General features: G+C 69.6%; 15 protein-coding genes. 8 read left to right on the top strand and 7 right to left on the bottom strand.

Annotated features, from left to right (window positions below; all coding sequences use genetic code 11):
* Positions 1–15: 15 nt before the first annotated feature.
* On the bottom strand, positions 16–1,269 hold the full coding sequence (locus AC1DP3_RS09160; protein WP_477292846.1) for a hypothetical protein: 1,254 nt from the start codon (positions 1,267–1,269) through the stop codon (positions 16–18).
* Positions 1,266–2,456 (bottom strand): glycosyltransferase, encoded by a 1,191-nt coding sequence (locus AC1DP3_RS09155; protein ID WP_477292845.1) that lies wholly within the window; start codon positions 2,454–2,456, stop codon positions 1,266–1,268. Before AC1DP3_RS09155 ends, AC1DP3_RS09160 begins: the two co-directional genes overlap by 4 nt.
* Before the next feature lie 233 nt (positions 2,457–2,689).
* On the opposite strand from AC1DP3_RS09155, the gene AC1DP3_RS09150 reads away from it, so the two are divergent.
* Positions 2,690–2,965, top strand: a complete 276-nt coding sequence (locus AC1DP3_RS09150; RefSeq protein ID WP_477292844.1) for a GlsB/YeaQ/YmgE family stress response membrane protein — start codon at positions 2,690–2,692, stop codon at positions 2,963–2,965.
* 209 nt (positions 2,966–3,174) lie between these two features.
* Here AC1DP3_RS09150 and AC1DP3_RS09145 read toward each other — a convergent pair whose 3' ends face one another.
* A complete protein-coding gene (locus AC1DP3_RS09145; RefSeq protein ID WP_477292843.1) occupies positions 3,175–3,618 on the bottom strand; it encodes an iron chaperone in 444 nt (147 codons plus the stop codon).
* 164 nt (positions 3,619–3,782) lie between these two features.
* On the opposite strand from AC1DP3_RS09145, the gene AC1DP3_RS09140 reads away from it, so the two are divergent.
* The 5 genes from AC1DP3_RS09140 to AC1DP3_RS09120 are packed head-to-tail and all read left to right on the top strand — an operon-like array spanning position 3,783 to position 7,420.
* Complete coding sequence (locus AC1DP3_RS09140; RefSeq protein WP_477292842.1) at positions 3,783–4,580, top strand: DUF2510 domain-containing protein; 798 nt, start codon at positions 3,783–3,785, stop codon at positions 4,578–4,580.
* Between the two features lie 2 nt (positions 4,581–4,582).
* Entirely contained in the window at positions 4,583–5,380 is a 798-nt protein-coding gene (locus AC1DP3_RS09135) for a sulfite exporter TauE/SafE family protein (protein WP_477292906.1), read from the top strand.
* Between the two features lie 49 nt (positions 5,381–5,429).
* Positions 5,430–5,879, top strand: a complete 450-nt coding sequence (locus tag AC1DP3_RS09130; protein ID WP_477292841.1) for an FAS1-like dehydratase domain-containing protein — start codon at positions 5,430–5,432, stop codon at positions 5,877–5,879.
* On the top strand, positions 5,876–6,280 hold the full coding sequence (locus AC1DP3_RS09125; protein ID WP_477292840.1) for a MaoC/PaaZ C-terminal domain-containing protein: 405 nt from the start codon (positions 5,876–5,878) through the stop codon (positions 6,278–6,280). The genes AC1DP3_RS09130 and AC1DP3_RS09125 overlap by 4 nt, the downstream gene beginning before the upstream one ends.
* A gap of 3 nt (positions 6,281–6,283) precedes the next feature.
* Positions 6,284–7,420, top strand: coding sequence for a UDP-N-acetylmuramate dehydrogenase (locus AC1DP3_RS09120; protein ID WP_477292839.1), 1,137 nt, complete (start codon positions 6,284–6,286; stop codon positions 7,418–7,420).
* Positions 7,421–7,992: 572 nt separating this feature from the next.
* Here AC1DP3_RS09120 and AC1DP3_RS09115 read toward each other — a convergent pair.
* Entirely contained in the window at positions 7,993–9,192 is a 1,200-nt protein-coding gene (locus AC1DP3_RS09115; RefSeq protein WP_477292838.1) for a pyridoxal phosphate-dependent aminotransferase, read from the bottom strand.
* A gap of 120 nt (positions 9,193–9,312) precedes the next feature.
* Between AC1DP3_RS09115 and AC1DP3_RS09110 the strand changes: the two genes are divergently transcribed.
* Positions 9,313–9,876 (top strand): ATP-binding cassette domain-containing protein, encoded by a 564-nt coding sequence (locus tag AC1DP3_RS09110; RefSeq protein WP_477292837.1) that lies wholly within the window; start codon positions 9,313–9,315, stop codon positions 9,874–9,876.
* A gap of 19 nt (positions 9,877–9,895) precedes the next feature.
* Here the strand turns inward: AC1DP3_RS09110 and AC1DP3_RS09105 are convergent, their stop codons facing one another.
* The 3 genes from AC1DP3_RS09105 to aceA form a co-directional block, all read right to left on the bottom strand.
* Entirely contained in the window at positions 9,896–10,231 is a 336-nt protein-coding gene (locus AC1DP3_RS09105; RefSeq protein WP_477292836.1) for a YciI family protein, read from the bottom strand.
* Positions 10,232–10,382: 151 nt separating this feature from the next.
* Positions 10,383–12,086 carry a malate synthase A gene (gene aceB / locus AC1DP3_RS09100; RefSeq protein ID WP_477292835.1) on the bottom strand — a complete coding sequence of 568 codons (1,704 nt, stop codon included), beginning with the start codon at positions 12,084–12,086 and terminating at the stop codon, positions 10,383–10,385.
* A 115-nt stretch (positions 12,087–12,201) separates the two neighbouring features.
* Positions 12,202–13,518 (bottom strand): isocitrate lyase, encoded by a 1,317-nt coding sequence (aceA, locus tag AC1DP3_RS09095; RefSeq protein ID WP_477292834.1) that lies wholly within the window; start codon positions 13,516–13,518, stop codon positions 12,202–12,204.
* Between the two features lie 152 nt (positions 13,519–13,670).
* Between aceA and AC1DP3_RS09090 the strand changes: the two genes are divergently transcribed.
* The gene (locus AC1DP3_RS09090; protein ID WP_477292833.1) at positions 13,671–15,149 is read left to right on the top strand and encodes a helix-turn-helix domain-containing protein; all 1,479 of its coding nucleotides are present in this window, start codon (positions 13,671–13,673) and stop codon (positions 15,147–15,149) included.
* Positions 15,150–15,203: the final 54 nt, after the last annotated feature.

The raw sequence follows: 15,203 nt of genomic DNA, 5'->3' as shown, positions 1-15,203 counted from the left end.
GCGGCGGGTGAATCGTCACGCGATCCGCGCGGCGAGCGACACCCCGCTCGTCTCGCGGATGACCTCGGCGAGCGCCGTTTCCCGCGGCCATCCGGTCGAGAGCTCGAACACGCCCTCCTCATAGTCGACCCACTCGCCCGTGCTGGTGCAGAGGGTGTTCCAGTCGAACGAGCCGAGCAGGCTCCATGCCGTCACAGCGCGCACGTCGGCGCCGTACCGGAGGGCGGCCTCGGTCGCCTCGATCGCATTGCGCCACCAGGCCACACGGGTGCCGGCATCCCCGTCCACATGAACCTCGGTCAAAGCGACGGGGATGCCATAGGTGTGCCACGCCTCCTGAATCAGCGACAGCACGGTGGGGCGGTCCACGCCGGGCGCATCGCAGGCGGCCACATCCGCGTAGCGGAGGCGTCCGTTGCCTCCGTGCGCCCTCCTGTCGTAGAGCGGGAGACGGTCATCGAGCCAGCGATTGCTGCGCGGATAGTGATTGATTCCCAGGATGTCGGGCGGGCAGGCGTTCTCGGCGATCCACGCGAGAGCCGCGGGATCGGCGCCGCCTTTGCGGGTCAGGTAGGGGTAGAGCGGATGCTCCGGCACGACCCTCCCGCACAGCAGGTCGAACGAGAGCCAGCGCCGCAGGTTCTCGAACACCACTTGCCCTTGCAGGCGCTGCGTTCCGGCGGCGCGGCCGAGGTCCTCGGTCTGGATGAGCTCCGCCGCGGGGTTGACCTCGCGAATGGCGCGCATGGCCAGCACCGTGCCGCGCACCTGTGCCAGCAGCATCGCCACGAAGGAGCGATCGTCGTGCGCATGGGGATACCAGTGGCCGTACAGACCGGAGAAGCGGGCGGTCGTCAACGGCTCGTTGACGGGGGTGTAGGCGTCCACCCAGGGGTAGCGCCGCGCGACGGCCGTCGCGAAGCCGGCGAGCTTCTCGGGGAACTGCGGATCGGTCAGGTCGGTGATGGGCGGGCCGCTGCCGTGGTGGAGCAGCCCGACGATCGGACGCATCGCACTTCCTCGAAGGTGGGCCATGGCCCGGTCGGCTCTGCTGAAGTCGAGGGATCCCGTCGGGGTGTGAACGTCTTCCCAGAGGATGGGATATCGGATCGCCGCCAGGCCGAGTTCCTCGAAGGCGTCCAGGTCGCTCTCGACCCGGTCGGGGTGCCCGCTGAACGAGAACTGGCTGCGGTACTCGGAGCCCACCCGGTTCACGGTGCACTCGATTCCGCCCCAGATCTCGGGCGCCGCCGGGTCGCCTTCCATCACTGCGCGCGCGCTCTGCCGCCGGATGGAACGGGCGCTTCCGCAGGGGTGGCGACCCGGATGCGTGCGCGCTCCAGCGCGGCCATGCGCTCCCAGACCGATTCCCAGGTGGACTGCGCCAGTGCCGCATCCACGGCGCGGAGCCGGCCGGGATCGCTCCTCGTCTCCACCGCCGCATCGAGCGCCGCGGCGAAGTCCCCGGGCTCGTCGGCGATGGCGACGAGGCCGGCGCTGCCGTACTGGCGCACGACGTCGAGGATGCTCGTCGATACGACCGGAAGCCCTGCGGCCAGGTACTCCGGGGTCTTGGTGGGGCTGATGAACCGGGTGGCGGAGTTGCGCGCAAACGGCATCATCGCGACATCCCATTCCGCCATGTACGCCGGCAGCTCGTCATACGACCGCATGCCGAGGTAGTGGATGTTCTCGCGCCGGGGGAGCGATTCGGGGTCGATCTTCACCACGGGACCCACCATGACGAACTGGAACTCCGGGCGCGCGTCCGCGACGTCAGCCAGAAGAGGGATGTCGAGGCGCTCATCGATCACGCCCGCGAAGCCGACCCGCGTGCCCTGCGGCATGTCGCGGAACTCCGCCGGGCATCCTCCTCCGTGGCGATGGGCACGCGCAGTGGCGAAGTGCGCCCGGTCGATGCCGCTCGGAAAGCAGTGGACGCTCGGATGCCGGGTGCGCTTCGCCTCGTAGAGCGCCCGGCCGCCGGTGAAGACGAGATCTGCGCGGCCCAGCAGCTGCTTCTCGTTGAAAGCCAGCGACGGTGAGGCGCCGTGGAAGGCGCTCAGCTCGTCCATGCAGTCGTAGATGACGATGCCGGCCAATTCCGTCGGCGCGAGGGGTACGGCCATGGGGGTTTGCAGCCAGAAGGTGGGCGGAGTCGCGCAGTGCTCGGTGATGTACGCACTGAACAGCTGGTGCTGCGCCGCGATCGACTCACGGGCGGGCATGTCCTCGGGGAGCACGGGGACCACCACGTCTACTCCCGCGTCCCTTGTCGTCACGCGCAGGTAGGGACGCTCGGTCGGCTCGAACAGCGGCTCCTCGATGAACGACACCCGTCGTGTGCGGGCGAATCGGCTCATCAGGTGCTGGGGGCGCTGATAGACGAAGTCCCAGCGGAGGTGCGAGAAGCAGACCAGATCGGGGAGCGCGTGGCGCGAAGGTGGCGTGTCCATTCCGTGAGTGTCGGCCCGAAACCCCCCTCAGCGTGCGGGGCTTGACGACATGCTCCTCGGTGGGTTATTTCGCCGCTCGTCCTGCCTTCGCTGGCGCGCCGGGATCATACACACGGCCATCGCTCGCGTCCAGCCATCATGGCGAGAATGTGGTGGATTGCTAGCGTGATCCGTCGCAACACCCGACGTCGGGAAGAATCCCCTCGCCCGACAACCCAGCCGTAGGAGAACTCATGCTCGGTACCATCATCGGCCTCATCATCGTCGGCCTCATCGCAGGCTTCATCGCTCGCGCCGTCATCCCCGGCAAGCAGAAGATCGGCATCCTCATGACGATCGTGCTCGGCATCATCGGATCGTTCGTCGGCGGATTCCTCGGATTCCTGCTGTTCGGCGCCGACCCGTCGGGCGGCTTCCTGCAGCCCTCGGGCATCATCGGCTCGATCATCGGCGCGATCATCGTGCTCGGGATCTACGTCGCCGTCTCGCGTCGCCGCGTCACGCGCTGACCTCGAGCCGGAGCCGCAGCGGATCCAGACACACAACGCCCTCCACGCCGTGCGCGTGGAGGGCGTTGTCGTGCCTGAATCCGAGCAGCCGACGGCAAATCAGGCGGCGCCCACCGCCGATGACCTCAGCCCGCGGACGGCGTCAGCGCCCGGACGACGTGAGCCGCGGACGACCTCAGCCCGCGGACGACGTCAGCCCGTGGCCGGTGTCAGCCCGCGGCCGACGCGACGAGGTCGCGGATCCGACGCTCGACAGCGGGAGACCAGGCGAGCAGGGCGAACGCCGTGGGCCACATGTCGCCGTCATCGAGCTTCGCGGGTCCCTCGAATCCGAGGGTCGAGTAGCGGGCCTTGAACTTCGAGGCCGGCTGCAGGAACACGACGACTTTGCCCTCGGCGTTCGCGAACGCCGGCATCCCGTAATAGGTCTTGGGGACGAGCTGCGGCGCCACCTCGCCGACCACTCGCCTGAATCCCTCCGCGAGCGTCCTGTCGTCGCCCTCCAGCGCGGCGATCGCCTCCTCGAGGATCTTCTCGCCCGCCGCCCGGTCCTTCCCGGCTTTCGCCTCGGCGCGCAGCTCCTTCGCCCGGTTCTTGACCGCCTCCCGCTCCTCGGTCGACAGTCCTTCACTCGCGGTCGTCTTCCCGGCCATGCTCTTCTCCTCACGCTCTCAGGTCGGATCGACCCGCGTTCCACGCTACGCAGGGCCGCCGGCATCCCGCTTCTCCAATCCTGCCCAGTACGCGACGGGATGCTGCCGCCGCTGCGTCGCGGCCTGCCTGTGACGTGGCGGGCCCGCCCACTAGTCTTGCCACCATGAGCGCGACACCCCCCGGCTGGTACGACGATGGGCACGGCGCGCGGCGCTGGTGGGACGGGATGCAGTGGACGGAGCGCGTTCAGCCGGCGCCCCTCACAGGCGCCGCGGTCCCCGCGCCCTCCCCGACCGCGTACACATTCGTCGGAGACAAGCAGGTCGGGTCGGCCAACCCCGACGTCATGCCTGGATCGGCCCCCGCGGGAGTCCCTGCGCATGGCGGCGCACCAGGGTATCCCTCCGTTCCTCCCGCAGCGGCGCCGTCCCGTCTGTGGATCGTCTGGACCGTGCTCGGCGTGCTGGCTCTCGGCGCCGTCATCACCGCGATCATCGTGATCCCGTTGGTCATCGCCGGCCTCTCCGGAGTGGCGGAGTCACAGGGCGGAACATCCTCCGACAGCGGAACCAGCTCGGCAGGGTCGGCACCGTCCGAAGCCGACGAGACGGCGGCTGTCTCGACCGTTCGCCTCTACGACGAGGCCTGGCAGCAGGCCGACTGCGACAAGTACTTCGCGTCGACGACGGAGGCATTCCGCGCCGACATGGAGATAACCCACTGTGCGACGTTCGAGGAGAACGCCCAATCCTTCGGCGAGGGCACCGACGACTATGTCCTCACCGTGACCGGTGTCGTGCAGGATGCGGACGATGTCATCACTGTGAGCACATCCGAGAGCTTCTCGAGCCTCGTGGACGACGACGGCACCCCGCTCGAGAACCCTGAGTCGGTCGAAGATCTGTGGGAGTACTACCTGATCGACACCGGCGACGGCTGGGTCATCAACGGAGTCGAGTGACCGTGCCTGAGGCGCCCCCGCGCGCCGCACGCACGCCCGTCTTCTTCCTCGTCTGCGTCGGCGTGGGCCTGCTGGCCGGCCTGCTCTCCGGGCTGTTCGGCGTCGGCGGAGGAACGGTCATCGTGCCGCTGCTCGTCCTGGCGCTGAGGTTCGATCAGCGGCTCGCGGCCGGCACCTCGCTCGCCGCCATCATCCCGACGGCGACCGTGGGGGTCATCTCCTACGCCGTGCACGGATCGGTGGCCTGGATTCCGGCGCTGATCCTCGCGCTCGGCGCGGTGTTCGGCGCGCAGATCGGCACCTGGCTGCTGCCGCGCGTCTCGGTCACCGCGCTCCGATGGGGCTTCGTGGCCTTCCTCGCGGTGGTCATCGTCATGCTCTTCGTCGTCATCCCGTCGCGGGATGCCGAGTTCCCGCTCACCGTGCTCTCGGTGATCGGGCTGCTCATCCTCGGTGTGGTGACGGGCACGCTCGCGGGTCTGCTCGGCGTCGGCGGCGGGATCATCGTCGTGCCGGCCCTCATGCTCGTGTTCGGCACGAGCGACCTGGTGGCCAAGGGCACATCGCTGCTCATGATGATTCCGACAGCGATCTCGGGGACGGTCGGCAACGTCCGCCGCCGGAACGTCGACCTCGTGGCGGCGGCCGTCATCGGGGCGGCGGCCTGCACGACCACCGCCCTGGGCGCGTGGATCGCGGCCCATGTGGACCCGTTCGTCGCCAACGTGCTGTTCGCAGTCTTCCTCACCTTCATCGCCGGCCAGATGGCCTACAAGGCGATCCGCGGGCGCAAGGCCTGAGGGCTGCTGTCGGGCGAGTCCGTCAGCGGCCGCTGGGTAGGATGGCACGGTGCCAGTGAATCCCGAGCTCGTCGGGCGGGAATTCCCGCCGACCTCGCCGTACCTCGTCGGCCGCGAGAAGGTGCGCGAGTTCGCCCGCGCCGTCTTCGCCGAAGACCCCCAGCACATCGACCCGGCCGCCGCGCAGGCGCTCGGCTACGCCGACGTCGTCGCCCCGCCGACGTTCGCGATCGTCGTGCAGGAGCTCACACTCCAGCAGCTGCTCGCCCAGCCCGACTCCGGCATCGTGCTGCAGAACGTCCTTCACGCCGAGCAGCGCTTCGCCTACACGCGGCCGATCGTCGCCGGCGACGAGCTGACCGGCCGGCTCTCGGTCACCGGCATCCGCACTCTCGGAGGCAACGCGATGGTCACGAGCGAGTCCGCGATCACGGACGCCTCCGGCGCCCATGTCGTCACCGCGACGTCCATCCTGCTCGTCGGGGAGGGAGACGCGTGACCGGCCTCTCCGTGGGCGACGTCGTCGCCGAGCGCACCGTCCACCTGACTCGCGAGTCGCTCGTCCGCTACGCGGGCGCGTCCGGCGACTTCAACCCGATCCACTACCGCGACGACATCGCGGCATCCGTGGGGCTCCCCGGCGTCCTCTCGCACGGCATGCTCACGATGGGCCTCGCTGTCCAGACGCTTGTACCCTGGCTCGGCGACGCCGGCCGCATCCTCGACTACGGCGTGCGATTCACGCGTCCCGTGGTCGTCGACCCCGAGACCGGCGCGGAGTTGACGATCATCGCGAAGGTCGGCGCCGTCGACGACGCATCGGCCCGCATCGACCTGACTGTGAAGCACGGCGAGACGACTGTGCTCGGCAAGGCGCAGGTCCGCGTCCGTCTCGTATAGCCGATGCCCGTCGCCCCGCCCATCCCGCTCGCGCAGCTGACGACGCTGCGCACCGGCGGTGTGCCCGCGCGCATGGTCGAAGCGCACACCGCTGACGAGCTCGTCGACGCACTCACCGACGTGTGGCGCGACGGCGACGACTGGCTCGTCCTCGGAGGGGGTTCCAACCTGTTCGCCGGTGACGAGCCGTTCGACGGCACCGTCGTCCGCGTGCTGACGCGTGGAATCGAGCGGATGCCGTCCCCTCGGCCCGGTTTCGTGCGGCTTCGCGCGGAGGCGGGTCACGACTGGGATGAGCTCGTCGCCTACGCGGTCGAGCACGGGCTCGCAGGCATCGAGGCGATGTCGGGCATCCCGGGCACCGTGGGCGCGGCCCCGGTGCAGAACATCGGCGCGTACGGCCAGGAGATCGTGCAGACGCTCGTCGAGGTCGATCTCCTCGACGAGGGTGCGCTCGAGCCCGTGACGGTTCCCGCGGCAGAGCTCGGCCTCGGCTTCCGCACCTCGGTGCTCAAGCATCACTACGGCTCGGTGCCGCTGCGCTCGGCCGTGATCCTCTCCGTCACGCTCGAGCTCGCCGAGGTCGGACACACCGAGCGGCCGATCGCCGGCGCGCAGCTGCGCACGGCGCTCGGACTCGCTCCAGGCGAGACCGTCTCGGTGTCGTGGATACGCGATCACGTGCTCGAGACCCGTCGCCGCAAGGGCATGGTGCTCGACGCCGCCGACCCCGACACGTACAGTGCCGGTTCGTTCTTCCAGAATGCGGTGGTCACGGCATCCTTCGCGCGGACGCTTCCCGACGAGTGCCCCCGCTGGCCCGTCGCCCCTGACCTGGACCCCGTGCTCGTCATGCCCCTCGCCGGGTGGGACGGCTTCGTGCCGGCCCCGGCCGCTCACCAGCCCGACGTCAAGGTCAGCGCAGGCTGGCTGATCGAGCACGCCGGCGTGCGCAAGGGCTTCCACCTTCCGCGCTCCCGCGCGGGGCTCTCGACGAAGCACGCGCTGGCACTCACCAACCGGGGGAGCGCGACCGCCGAGGAGCTCGCCGAGCTCGCCCGCTTCATCCAGGGCCGGGTGCAGGCCGAGTTCGGGCTCATCCTCCAGCCCGAGCCGGTCCTCGTCGGCGTCGAGCTCTAGCCGACCCGCCTGTCCTCCTCGGCGCAGCAGCGCCGTCCGTCGAGAGGCACACGGAGGCCGCGCGTCGCGCGTCGAGCGTCGAGCGTCGAGCGTCGAGCTCTAGCCGACCCGGCGGGCCTCCTCGGCGCAGCAGCGCCGTCCGGCGAGAGGCTGTGCACAACCGCGGGGATTCTGCCTGACACGCCGGCTCCGTCCTGGCGCGTCGCGCACATTCCCCGCAGTTGCGCGCACGGAGGCCGCGCGTCGAGCGTTGAGCGTCAGCTCTAGCCGACCCGCCTTGCCTCCACGGCGCAGCAGCGCCGTCCGGCGAGAGGCTGTGCACAACTGCGGACATTCTGTATGACACGCCGGCTCCGTCCCGGCGCGTCGGGCACATTCCCCGCAGTTGTGCACACGGAGGCCGCGCGTCGCGCGTCGGGCGTCGAGCGTCGAGCGTCGAGCGTCGAGCGTCGAGCGTCGAGCTTCGAGCGTCGAGCGTCGAGCGTCGCCGGGTAGGGGGTGCCGGCGGGTGTGGAGCGGCGAGCGGTGCGGGCACGCCGCCGCCCGGGGGCGAAGTCGAAGCGCCCCCGGGCCTAGGCGAAGAGCTCCTGCATGCGCCGGACGCCCTCGAGCAGGTCGTCGTCGCCGAGGGCGTACGACAGCCGCAGGTAGCCGGAGGGGCCGAAGGCCTCGCCGGGCACGACGGCCACCTCGGCCTGGTCGAGGATGAGGTCGGCGAGCTCGAGGGAAGTCTCGATGCGCTTGCCATGCCATTCGCGACCCAGGAGACCCCTCACATCGGGGTAGGCGTAGAACGCACCGAGCGGGTTCGGCACCGTGACCCCCTCGATCTTGGCGAGCTCCGAGACGATGAGCTTGCGGCGCCGGTCGAACGCGAGGCGGAACTCCTCGGCCTCGGTCTGGGGTCCGGTGAGGGCCGCCAGCGCCGCGCGCTGCGCGACGTTGTTCACGTTGGAGCTCAGGTGCGACTGCAGGTTGGCCGCGAGCTTGATCGCGTCGGCCGGGCCGACCATCCACCCCACGCGCCAGCCCGTCATCGCATAGGTCTTGGCGACGCCGTTGACGAGGATGGTCTGGGAAGCGGCATCCGGGACCGCCTCGACGATCGAGACCGCGCGCACGCCTTCGTAGACGAGGTTCTGGTAGATCTCGTCCGAGATGATCCAGATGCCGTGCTCGACGGCCCACTCGCCGATGGCCTTGGTCTCTTCGGGGGTGTACACCGAGCCGGTCGGGTTGGAGGGCGAGACGAAGACCAGTGCGGTGGTGCGGGGGGTGCGGGCGGCCTCGAGCTGCTCGACCGTCACCTTGTAGTCCTGCTCGGCGCCGGCGAAGACCTCGACGGGCACGCCGTCGGCCAAAGCGATCGCCTCGGGGTATGTGGTCCAGTACGGCGCGGGCAGCAGCACCTCGTCGCCGGGGTTCACGACCGCCTGGAACGCCTGGTAGACCGACTGCTTGCCGCCGTTGGTCACGACGACCTGCGAGGGAGACACCTCGAGTCCGGAGTCGCGCAGGGTCTTCGCGGCGATGGCCTCGCGCACGACCGGGAGTCCGACCGCCGGCGTGTAGCGGTAGTTGGCGGGGTCGTGCAGGGCCTCGATCGCGGCATCCACGATGAACTGGGGAGTGGAGAAGTCGGGCTCACCGGCGGCGTAGCTGATGACGGGACGGCCTGCGGCCTGGAGCGCCTTCGCCTTCGCATCGACCTTCAGGGTCGCGGATTCGGCGATGGCGGAGAGCTTGCGAGACAGGGGAGCGCGTTCGGTCACCCCACGAGCGTACCCGGGCAGGCGCGCCGGGCGCGGAGCGATCTCTCTCCACCGAATGGGGGATGCCGCCTACACCGGAGGGGCGCTGTGCCCACGCCTGTCACCGACGAGAGTGGGTGCATGCAGACCAGCGCGGTGCAGGTGCGGAACCTCCGCAAGGCCTACGGGGATCGGGTGGTCGTCGATGACGTGTCGTTCGATATCGAGCGCGGCGAGACGTTCGCGCTGCTCGGACCCAACGGTGCGGGCAAGTCGACGACCGTCGAGATCGTCGAGGGGTACCGACGCCGTGGCACGGGAGCGCGGACTTCTGGCCCAAGGAGTACTCTGAGCGCCATGGACGGTTTGATGTGGGGTGCCGTGATCTCGTCGGTCACGCTCATGGCGGCCGGCGGGCTCGTGTGGTGGCTCTGGGGAGGATGCTGGCTCTCTCTGACCGGGGCCGTCGGCACCGTGATCGGCGGAGCCCTGTCGCTTGTGCCCCTCTTCGCGCTGCCCGATCAGGACGTCGCGCTGCGCGCCTCCTTCGCGATCACCCTCGTCACGGTTGCCTGGCTGCTCGGATGGGTGCTCGCCAGCGGCGTACGCGCGAACCGGCTGGCTCGCGCCCAGGCGGCTGCCGCCCAGGCGGCTGCGGCAGGGCCGGCCGATGCCTCGTCGCGGAGCCTTGTGCCGAATCCCTGACCGGCGCAGATCGGGCCCGTCAGAGGTCGAGCGGCCAGGACGGCCTCAGTTCGATGACACCCCCGGCAGCCATGGGATGCCGCGATGCCACCTCGATCGCCTCTTCGAGGCTCTCGCACTCCAGGATGTCGAATCCTGCGATCCACTCGTGCGACTCGATGAACGGCCCGTCCGTCACGATCGCCCTGCCACCGCGCCGCCGCACGGTCTTCGCGTCGGCGGCGGGACGCAGGCGGTCGCCGTCGGTCGCCTTGCCGCTTCCGTAGGTCTCATCGACCCATTCCTCGATCGAGATCAGCTCCGGGTCCTTCTCCTCCAGCGAGGGGTCGACCATGACGAGCATGAGGTATTTCATCGGGCTGTCCTTTCCGTTGAGTGACGTTACGCTCTGTGCGTCGAACGGCACGGGACGAACTCGACGAAACGCGTGAAAGAGACCGGATGCCGTGCCCGCAGCGGGTCACGGCATCCGGTCTCCGGTCATGCGAGGCCGGTGATCGGCTCGATCACCCGGTTTCGACGAGGAACCTCGAGTACGCCGGCAGGGTGAGGAACGCGGGGAAGTCGTTCCCCAGCGCGACCTCGCGGAAGATCTCGGCGGCGTCGTCGAACCGGTCGCCGGGGCCGCGGTCGGCTTCGTCGAGCACCTGACCGATGAGCCCCTCGATGTACCCGCGCGTGATCGGGGTGCCGTCCTCGGTGGCGCGGTCCTGGTGGATCCACTGCCATACCTGCGAGCGTGAGATCTCAGCGGTCGCGGCATCCTCCATGAGGTTGTCGATGGCGACCGCACCCAGGCCCCGGAGCCACGCCTCGAGGTAGCGGATCGCCACGGACACATTGGCGTGCACACCCCCGGCGGTGATCGGGCGGCCGATGTGCACGTCGATCAGATCCGCTGCCTTCACCTGCACGTCCGGACGCTGCCGGTCGACCTGGTTCGGCCGCTCACCGAGCACCGCGTCGAACTCCGCCCGGGCGACCGGGATCAGGTCGGGGTGCGCCACCCACGTGCCGTCGAACCCGTCGCCCGCCTCGCGCTTCTTGTCGGCGGCGACCTTCTCGAACGCCGCCCGGGTCACTTCCGGGTCGCGCCGGTTGGGGATGAACGCGCTCATCCCGCCGATCGCGAACGCTCCGCGCTTGTGGCACGTCTGCACGAGCAGGTCGGTGTACGAGCGCATGAAGGGAACGGTCATCGTCACTTCGCTGCGGTCGGGGAGGACGAACCGGGCTCCGCGGCCGCGGTAGTTCTTGATGATCGAGAAGATGTAGTCCCAGCGGCCCGCGTTGAGCCCCGCGCAGTGGTCGCGCAGCTCGAACAGGATCTCCTCCATCTCGAACGCGGCGGGCAGCGTCTCGATGAGCACCGTCGCGCGGATCGTGCCGTGCGGGATGCCGATGTAGGCCTCGCTGAACGTGAACACGTCGTCCCACAGCTTGGCCTCTTCGCTCGATTCGAGTTTGGCGAGGTAGAAGTACGGGCCCCGGCCGTTCGCGATCAGCTGTGCGGCGTTGTGGAAGAAGTACAGCCCGAAGTCGACCAGCGATCCGGATGCGGCGAGCTCCTGGCCGGTGCGGTCGGTGCAGCGCAGGTGCGCCTCGGTCAGATGCCACCCGCGCGGCCGCATCACGATCGTCGGAGTCTGCTCCGCCGTCACCGCGTAGCGCTTCCCCTCGGCACTGGTGTACTCCAGCTCCCCGCGGATGGCATCGCGCAGCGCCAGCTGCCCCTCGATGACGTTCCCCCAGGTGGGGCTGGTCGCATCCTCCTGGTCGGCGAGCCACACCTTCGCCCCGGAGTTGAGCGCGTTGATGGTCATCTTCGGGTCGGTGGGCCCCGTGATCTCGACCCGCCGATCCTCGAGCCCCGGTCCCGCCCCGGCGACCCGCCATCCGGCGTCGTCACGGATGTGGCGGGTGTCGTCACGGAACTGGGGGTCGTGGCCGTTGCCGATCTCGAACCGGCGCCGCAGGCGGTCCGCGAGCCGGTCGTGCCGGCGTCGGCCGAAGCGGCTGTGCAGCTCGGTCAGGAAGCCGAGTGCGTCCGGCGTGAGGATCTCGTCGTAGCGCGGCCGCATGGGCCCGGCGACCCGGATGGCGCTGCCGGACGGCGGCGGCGCGACGGGCTGAGCCACGGGCCGCGGGTGCCCGGAGTGCGGTCGGCTCGCATGCCCGGTCGTCGGGGGAGAGGTGTCGGTGATGGTCATTTCGTGTCCTGTCTGTCGCGGGGTTCGGTCGCGATCCGTCGCTGGAAGCCGAGCCGAACCTGAGGGTGGGGCGGATGCCGCGCCCGGCGGGGTGGCCGGGCGCGGCATCCGTCGATCAGTGGAACTGCTGCGCCTCGGTGGATCCCACCAGGGCGAGGGTGGCGCTGTCGGGGTTGAGCGCCGTGGAGACGAAGTCGAAGTAGCCGGTTCCGGCCTCGCGCTGATGCTTCGTGGCGGTGTAGCCCTGGGCCTCGGCTGCGAACTCCGCCTCCTGCAGCTCGACGTAGGCGCTCATCGCGCGCTCGGCGTAGCCCTTGGCGAGGTCGAACATCGAGTGGTTCAGGGCGTGGAAGCCGGCGAGGGTGATGAACTGGAACTTGTAGCCCAGTTCGGCCAGCTCCGCCTGGAACGTCGCGATCTGCGCGTCCGTGAGGTGCCGCTTCCAGTTGAAGCTCGGCGAGCAGTTGTAGGCGAGGAGCTTGCCGGGGAACTCGGCGTGGATCGCCGCGGCGAACTCCCGTGCCAGCTCGATGTCGGGCTCGCCGGTCTCGACCCAGAGCAGGTCGGCGTAGGGCGCGAAGGCGAGGCCCCGGCTGATCACCGACTCCAGGCCAGGCCGCACCCGGTAGAAGCCCTCGGGCGTGCGCTCGCCAGTCGTGAACACCTGGTCGCGCTCGTCGACGTCGCTGGTGAGCAGGTCAGCGGCCAGCGCATCGGTGCGGGCGATGATGACGGTCGGCACGCCGGCGACGTCGGCGGCGAGCCGAGCCGCGTTGAGGGTCCGGATGTGCTGCTGCGTCGGCACGAGAACCTTGCCGCCGAGGTGCCCGCACTTCTTCTCGCTCGCGAGCTGGTCTTCCCAGTGGATGCCGGCGGCGCCCGACTGGATGAGCGAGTGCGCGAGCTCGTAGGCATTGAGGGGTCCGCCGAAGCCGGCCTCGGCATCCGCCACGATCGGCGCGAGCCAGTCCTGGGTCGTCTCGCCCTCGGCGTGCTCGATCTGGTCCTGGCGGATGAGCGCGTTGTTGATGCGGCGCACGACCGCCGGCACCGAGTTCGCGGGGTAGAGGCTCTGATCTGGGTAGGTCTGGCCAGCGAGGTTGCCGTCGGCGGCGACCTGCCATCCGCTGAGGTAGATCGCCTTGAGCCCGGCCCGCACCTGCTGAACCGCCTGGCCGCCGGTGTAGGCGCCGAGCGCGCGCACGTACTCCTCGGTGTGGAGCAGATTCCAGAGGTTCTCGGCCCCGCGCTGGGCGAGCGTGCTGTCCTCACGAACCGATCCGCGCAGCCGGATGACGTCCTCGGCCGTGTACGTGCGCTCGACGCCGTCCCACCGGGGGTCGGCGTCCCAGGATTCCCGGAGCTCGTCGGCAGTCTGCGTCTGGTCGCCTGCGCGCAGTGGCGGCCGGCCGGGGGTGGCGTGGATCGTCATGTCGGTCTCCTCTGATGTGATGGCCCGGTGCTTCCGTGCTGTTCGAGCGCCGGGGTGGCTCTGCGACCACTCTGTGTGAAGATCTGACGCGCTACTCGCTGATCGAGCGGTGAACTTTCGGCAAAGTTCTGCTTTTGTGAGAGACTGCGGCAATGACGCTGTCCTCCACCGAGACCGCCATCACGGATGCCGAAGACGATGAAGAAGTGGACTCACTCACGATCGGCCGCCGCATCCGTCAGCTGCGCACCCAGCGCGGCATGACCCTCGACGAGCTCGCCGCCGCCGTCGACCGCGCCCCCAGCCAGCTCTCGATGATCGAGAACGGACGGCGCGAGCCCAAGCTCACCCAGCTCCGTGCGATCGCCCGCGTGCTCGGCGTCCAGCTCGAGATGCTGCTCGAGTCCGAGCCGCTCGACGAGCGTGCGACGCTCGAGATCGGTCTCGAGCGGGCGATGAAGGGACCCACGTTCCAGGCGCTCGGCATCCCGCCGTTCCGCATCGGCAAGACCCTGCCCACCGAGGCGCTGAAGGCCATGCTCGCGCTGCAGGGTGAGATCGATCGCCTGCGCGACGAGCGCGCCGCAACCCCGGAGGAGGCGCGTCGGGCCAATGTCGCGCTCCGCCGGCTGATGCGCACCCAGAGCAACTACTTCGCCGAGCTCGAGGTGCAGGCGCGCGCGATTCTGGACGCGGTGGACCACCCGGGCGGCCCGCTGACCCAGCGCACGGCATCCGACATCGCCGCTCATCTGGGCTTCACGCTGCACTACGTTCCCGACCTGCCGCAGACGACGCGAAGTGTCGCCGACATCAAGAACGGGCGCCTGTACCTGTCGAGTCGGCTGACCGCGAAGGGCGACCCGCGGACGGCGGTGCTGCAGGCGCTGTCCAGCCGGATCCTCGGGCACCGCGAGCCGACCAGCTACCCGGAGTTCCTGCGCCAGCGGGTCGAGACGAACTACCTGACCGGGGCGCTGCTGATCCCCGAGGCGCACGCCGTACCCTTCCTTCAGGACGCCAAGAACGACCGGGCGATCTCGATCGAAGACCTGCGCGACGCGTATTCCGTGTCGTACGAGACGGCCGCGCATCGCTTCACGAATCTGGCGACCGTTCATCTCGGCATCCCGGTGCACTTCCTGAAGGTGCACGAGTCGGGCACGATCACGAAGGCGTACGAGAACGACGACGTCAACTTCCCGACTGACCGTCTCGGGTCGATCGAGGGCCAGCTGTGCTGCCGGCGATGGACGTCACGCGTCGTGTTCGATGAGGACGACCACTTCAACCCGTACTACCAGTACACCGACACCGGCAACGGAACCTACTGGTGCACCGCCCGCGTCGAATCCTCGAGCGAAGGCGCGCACTCGGTCTCGGTCGGGGTCCGGTTCGACGACACCAAGTGGTTCCTCGGACGTGACACGCCCAACCGCGGCGTGTCGAAGCACTCCGTCGAGGTCTGCTGCCGCCGGGCGCCCGCCGACCTCGAGGCCGCGTGGCGCGAGAACTCGTGGCCCAACGTGCGAACCCCGCGCACCCTCCTCGCGACGCTGCCGACGGGCGCGTTCCCGGGGGTCGACACCACCGACGTCTACGAGTTCCTCGAAGCGCACGCCCCGCGCTGAGGTGGGGGCCTCTCGGCTTGCCGGCCGATGCCGCTGGAGTTCAGGACCCGAGAA

The organism is Microbacterium sp. P5_B6 (assembly GCF_056400345.1).
This window is presented reverse-complemented; position numbering and strand designations above follow the sequence as displayed.

Coding starts and splice junctions, on each gene's coding strand:
- AC1DP3_RS09140 (WP_477292842.1), top strand. CDS start 3,783: ATGAGCGCGACACCCCCCGGCTGGTACGACGATGGGCACGGCGCGCGG.
- aceB (WP_477292835.1), bottom strand. CDS start 12,086: ATGACCATCACCGACACCTCTCCCCCGACGACCGGGCATGCGAGCCGA.
- AC1DP3_RS09110 (WP_477292837.1), top strand. CDS start 9,313: ATGCAGACCAGCGCGGTGCAGGTGCGGAACCTCCGCAAGGCCTACGGG.
- aceA (WP_477292834.1), bottom strand. CDS start 13,518: ATGACGATCCACGCCACCCCCGGCCGGCCGCCACTGCGCGCAGGCGAC.
- AC1DP3_RS09120 (WP_477292839.1), top strand. CDS start 6,284: ATGCCCGTCGCCCCGCCCATCCCGCTCGCGCAGCTGACGACGCTGCGC.
- AC1DP3_RS09145 (WP_477292843.1), bottom strand. CDS start 3,618: ATGGCCGGGAAGACGACCGCGAGTGAAGGACTGTCGACCGAGGAGCGG.
- AC1DP3_RS09090 (WP_477292833.1), top strand. CDS start 13,671: ATGACGCTGTCCTCCACCGAGACCGCCATCACGGATGCCGAAGACGAT.
- AC1DP3_RS09150 (WP_477292844.1), top strand. CDS start 2,690: ATGCTCGGTACCATCATCGGCCTCATCATCGTCGGCCTCATCGCAGGC.
- AC1DP3_RS09155 (WP_477292845.1), bottom strand. CDS start 2,456: ATGGACACGCCACCTTCGCGCCACGCGCTCCCCGATCTGGTCTGCTTC.
- AC1DP3_RS09105 (WP_477292836.1), bottom strand. CDS start 10,231: ATGAAATACCTCATGCTCGTCATGGTCGACCCCTCGCTGGAGGAGAAG.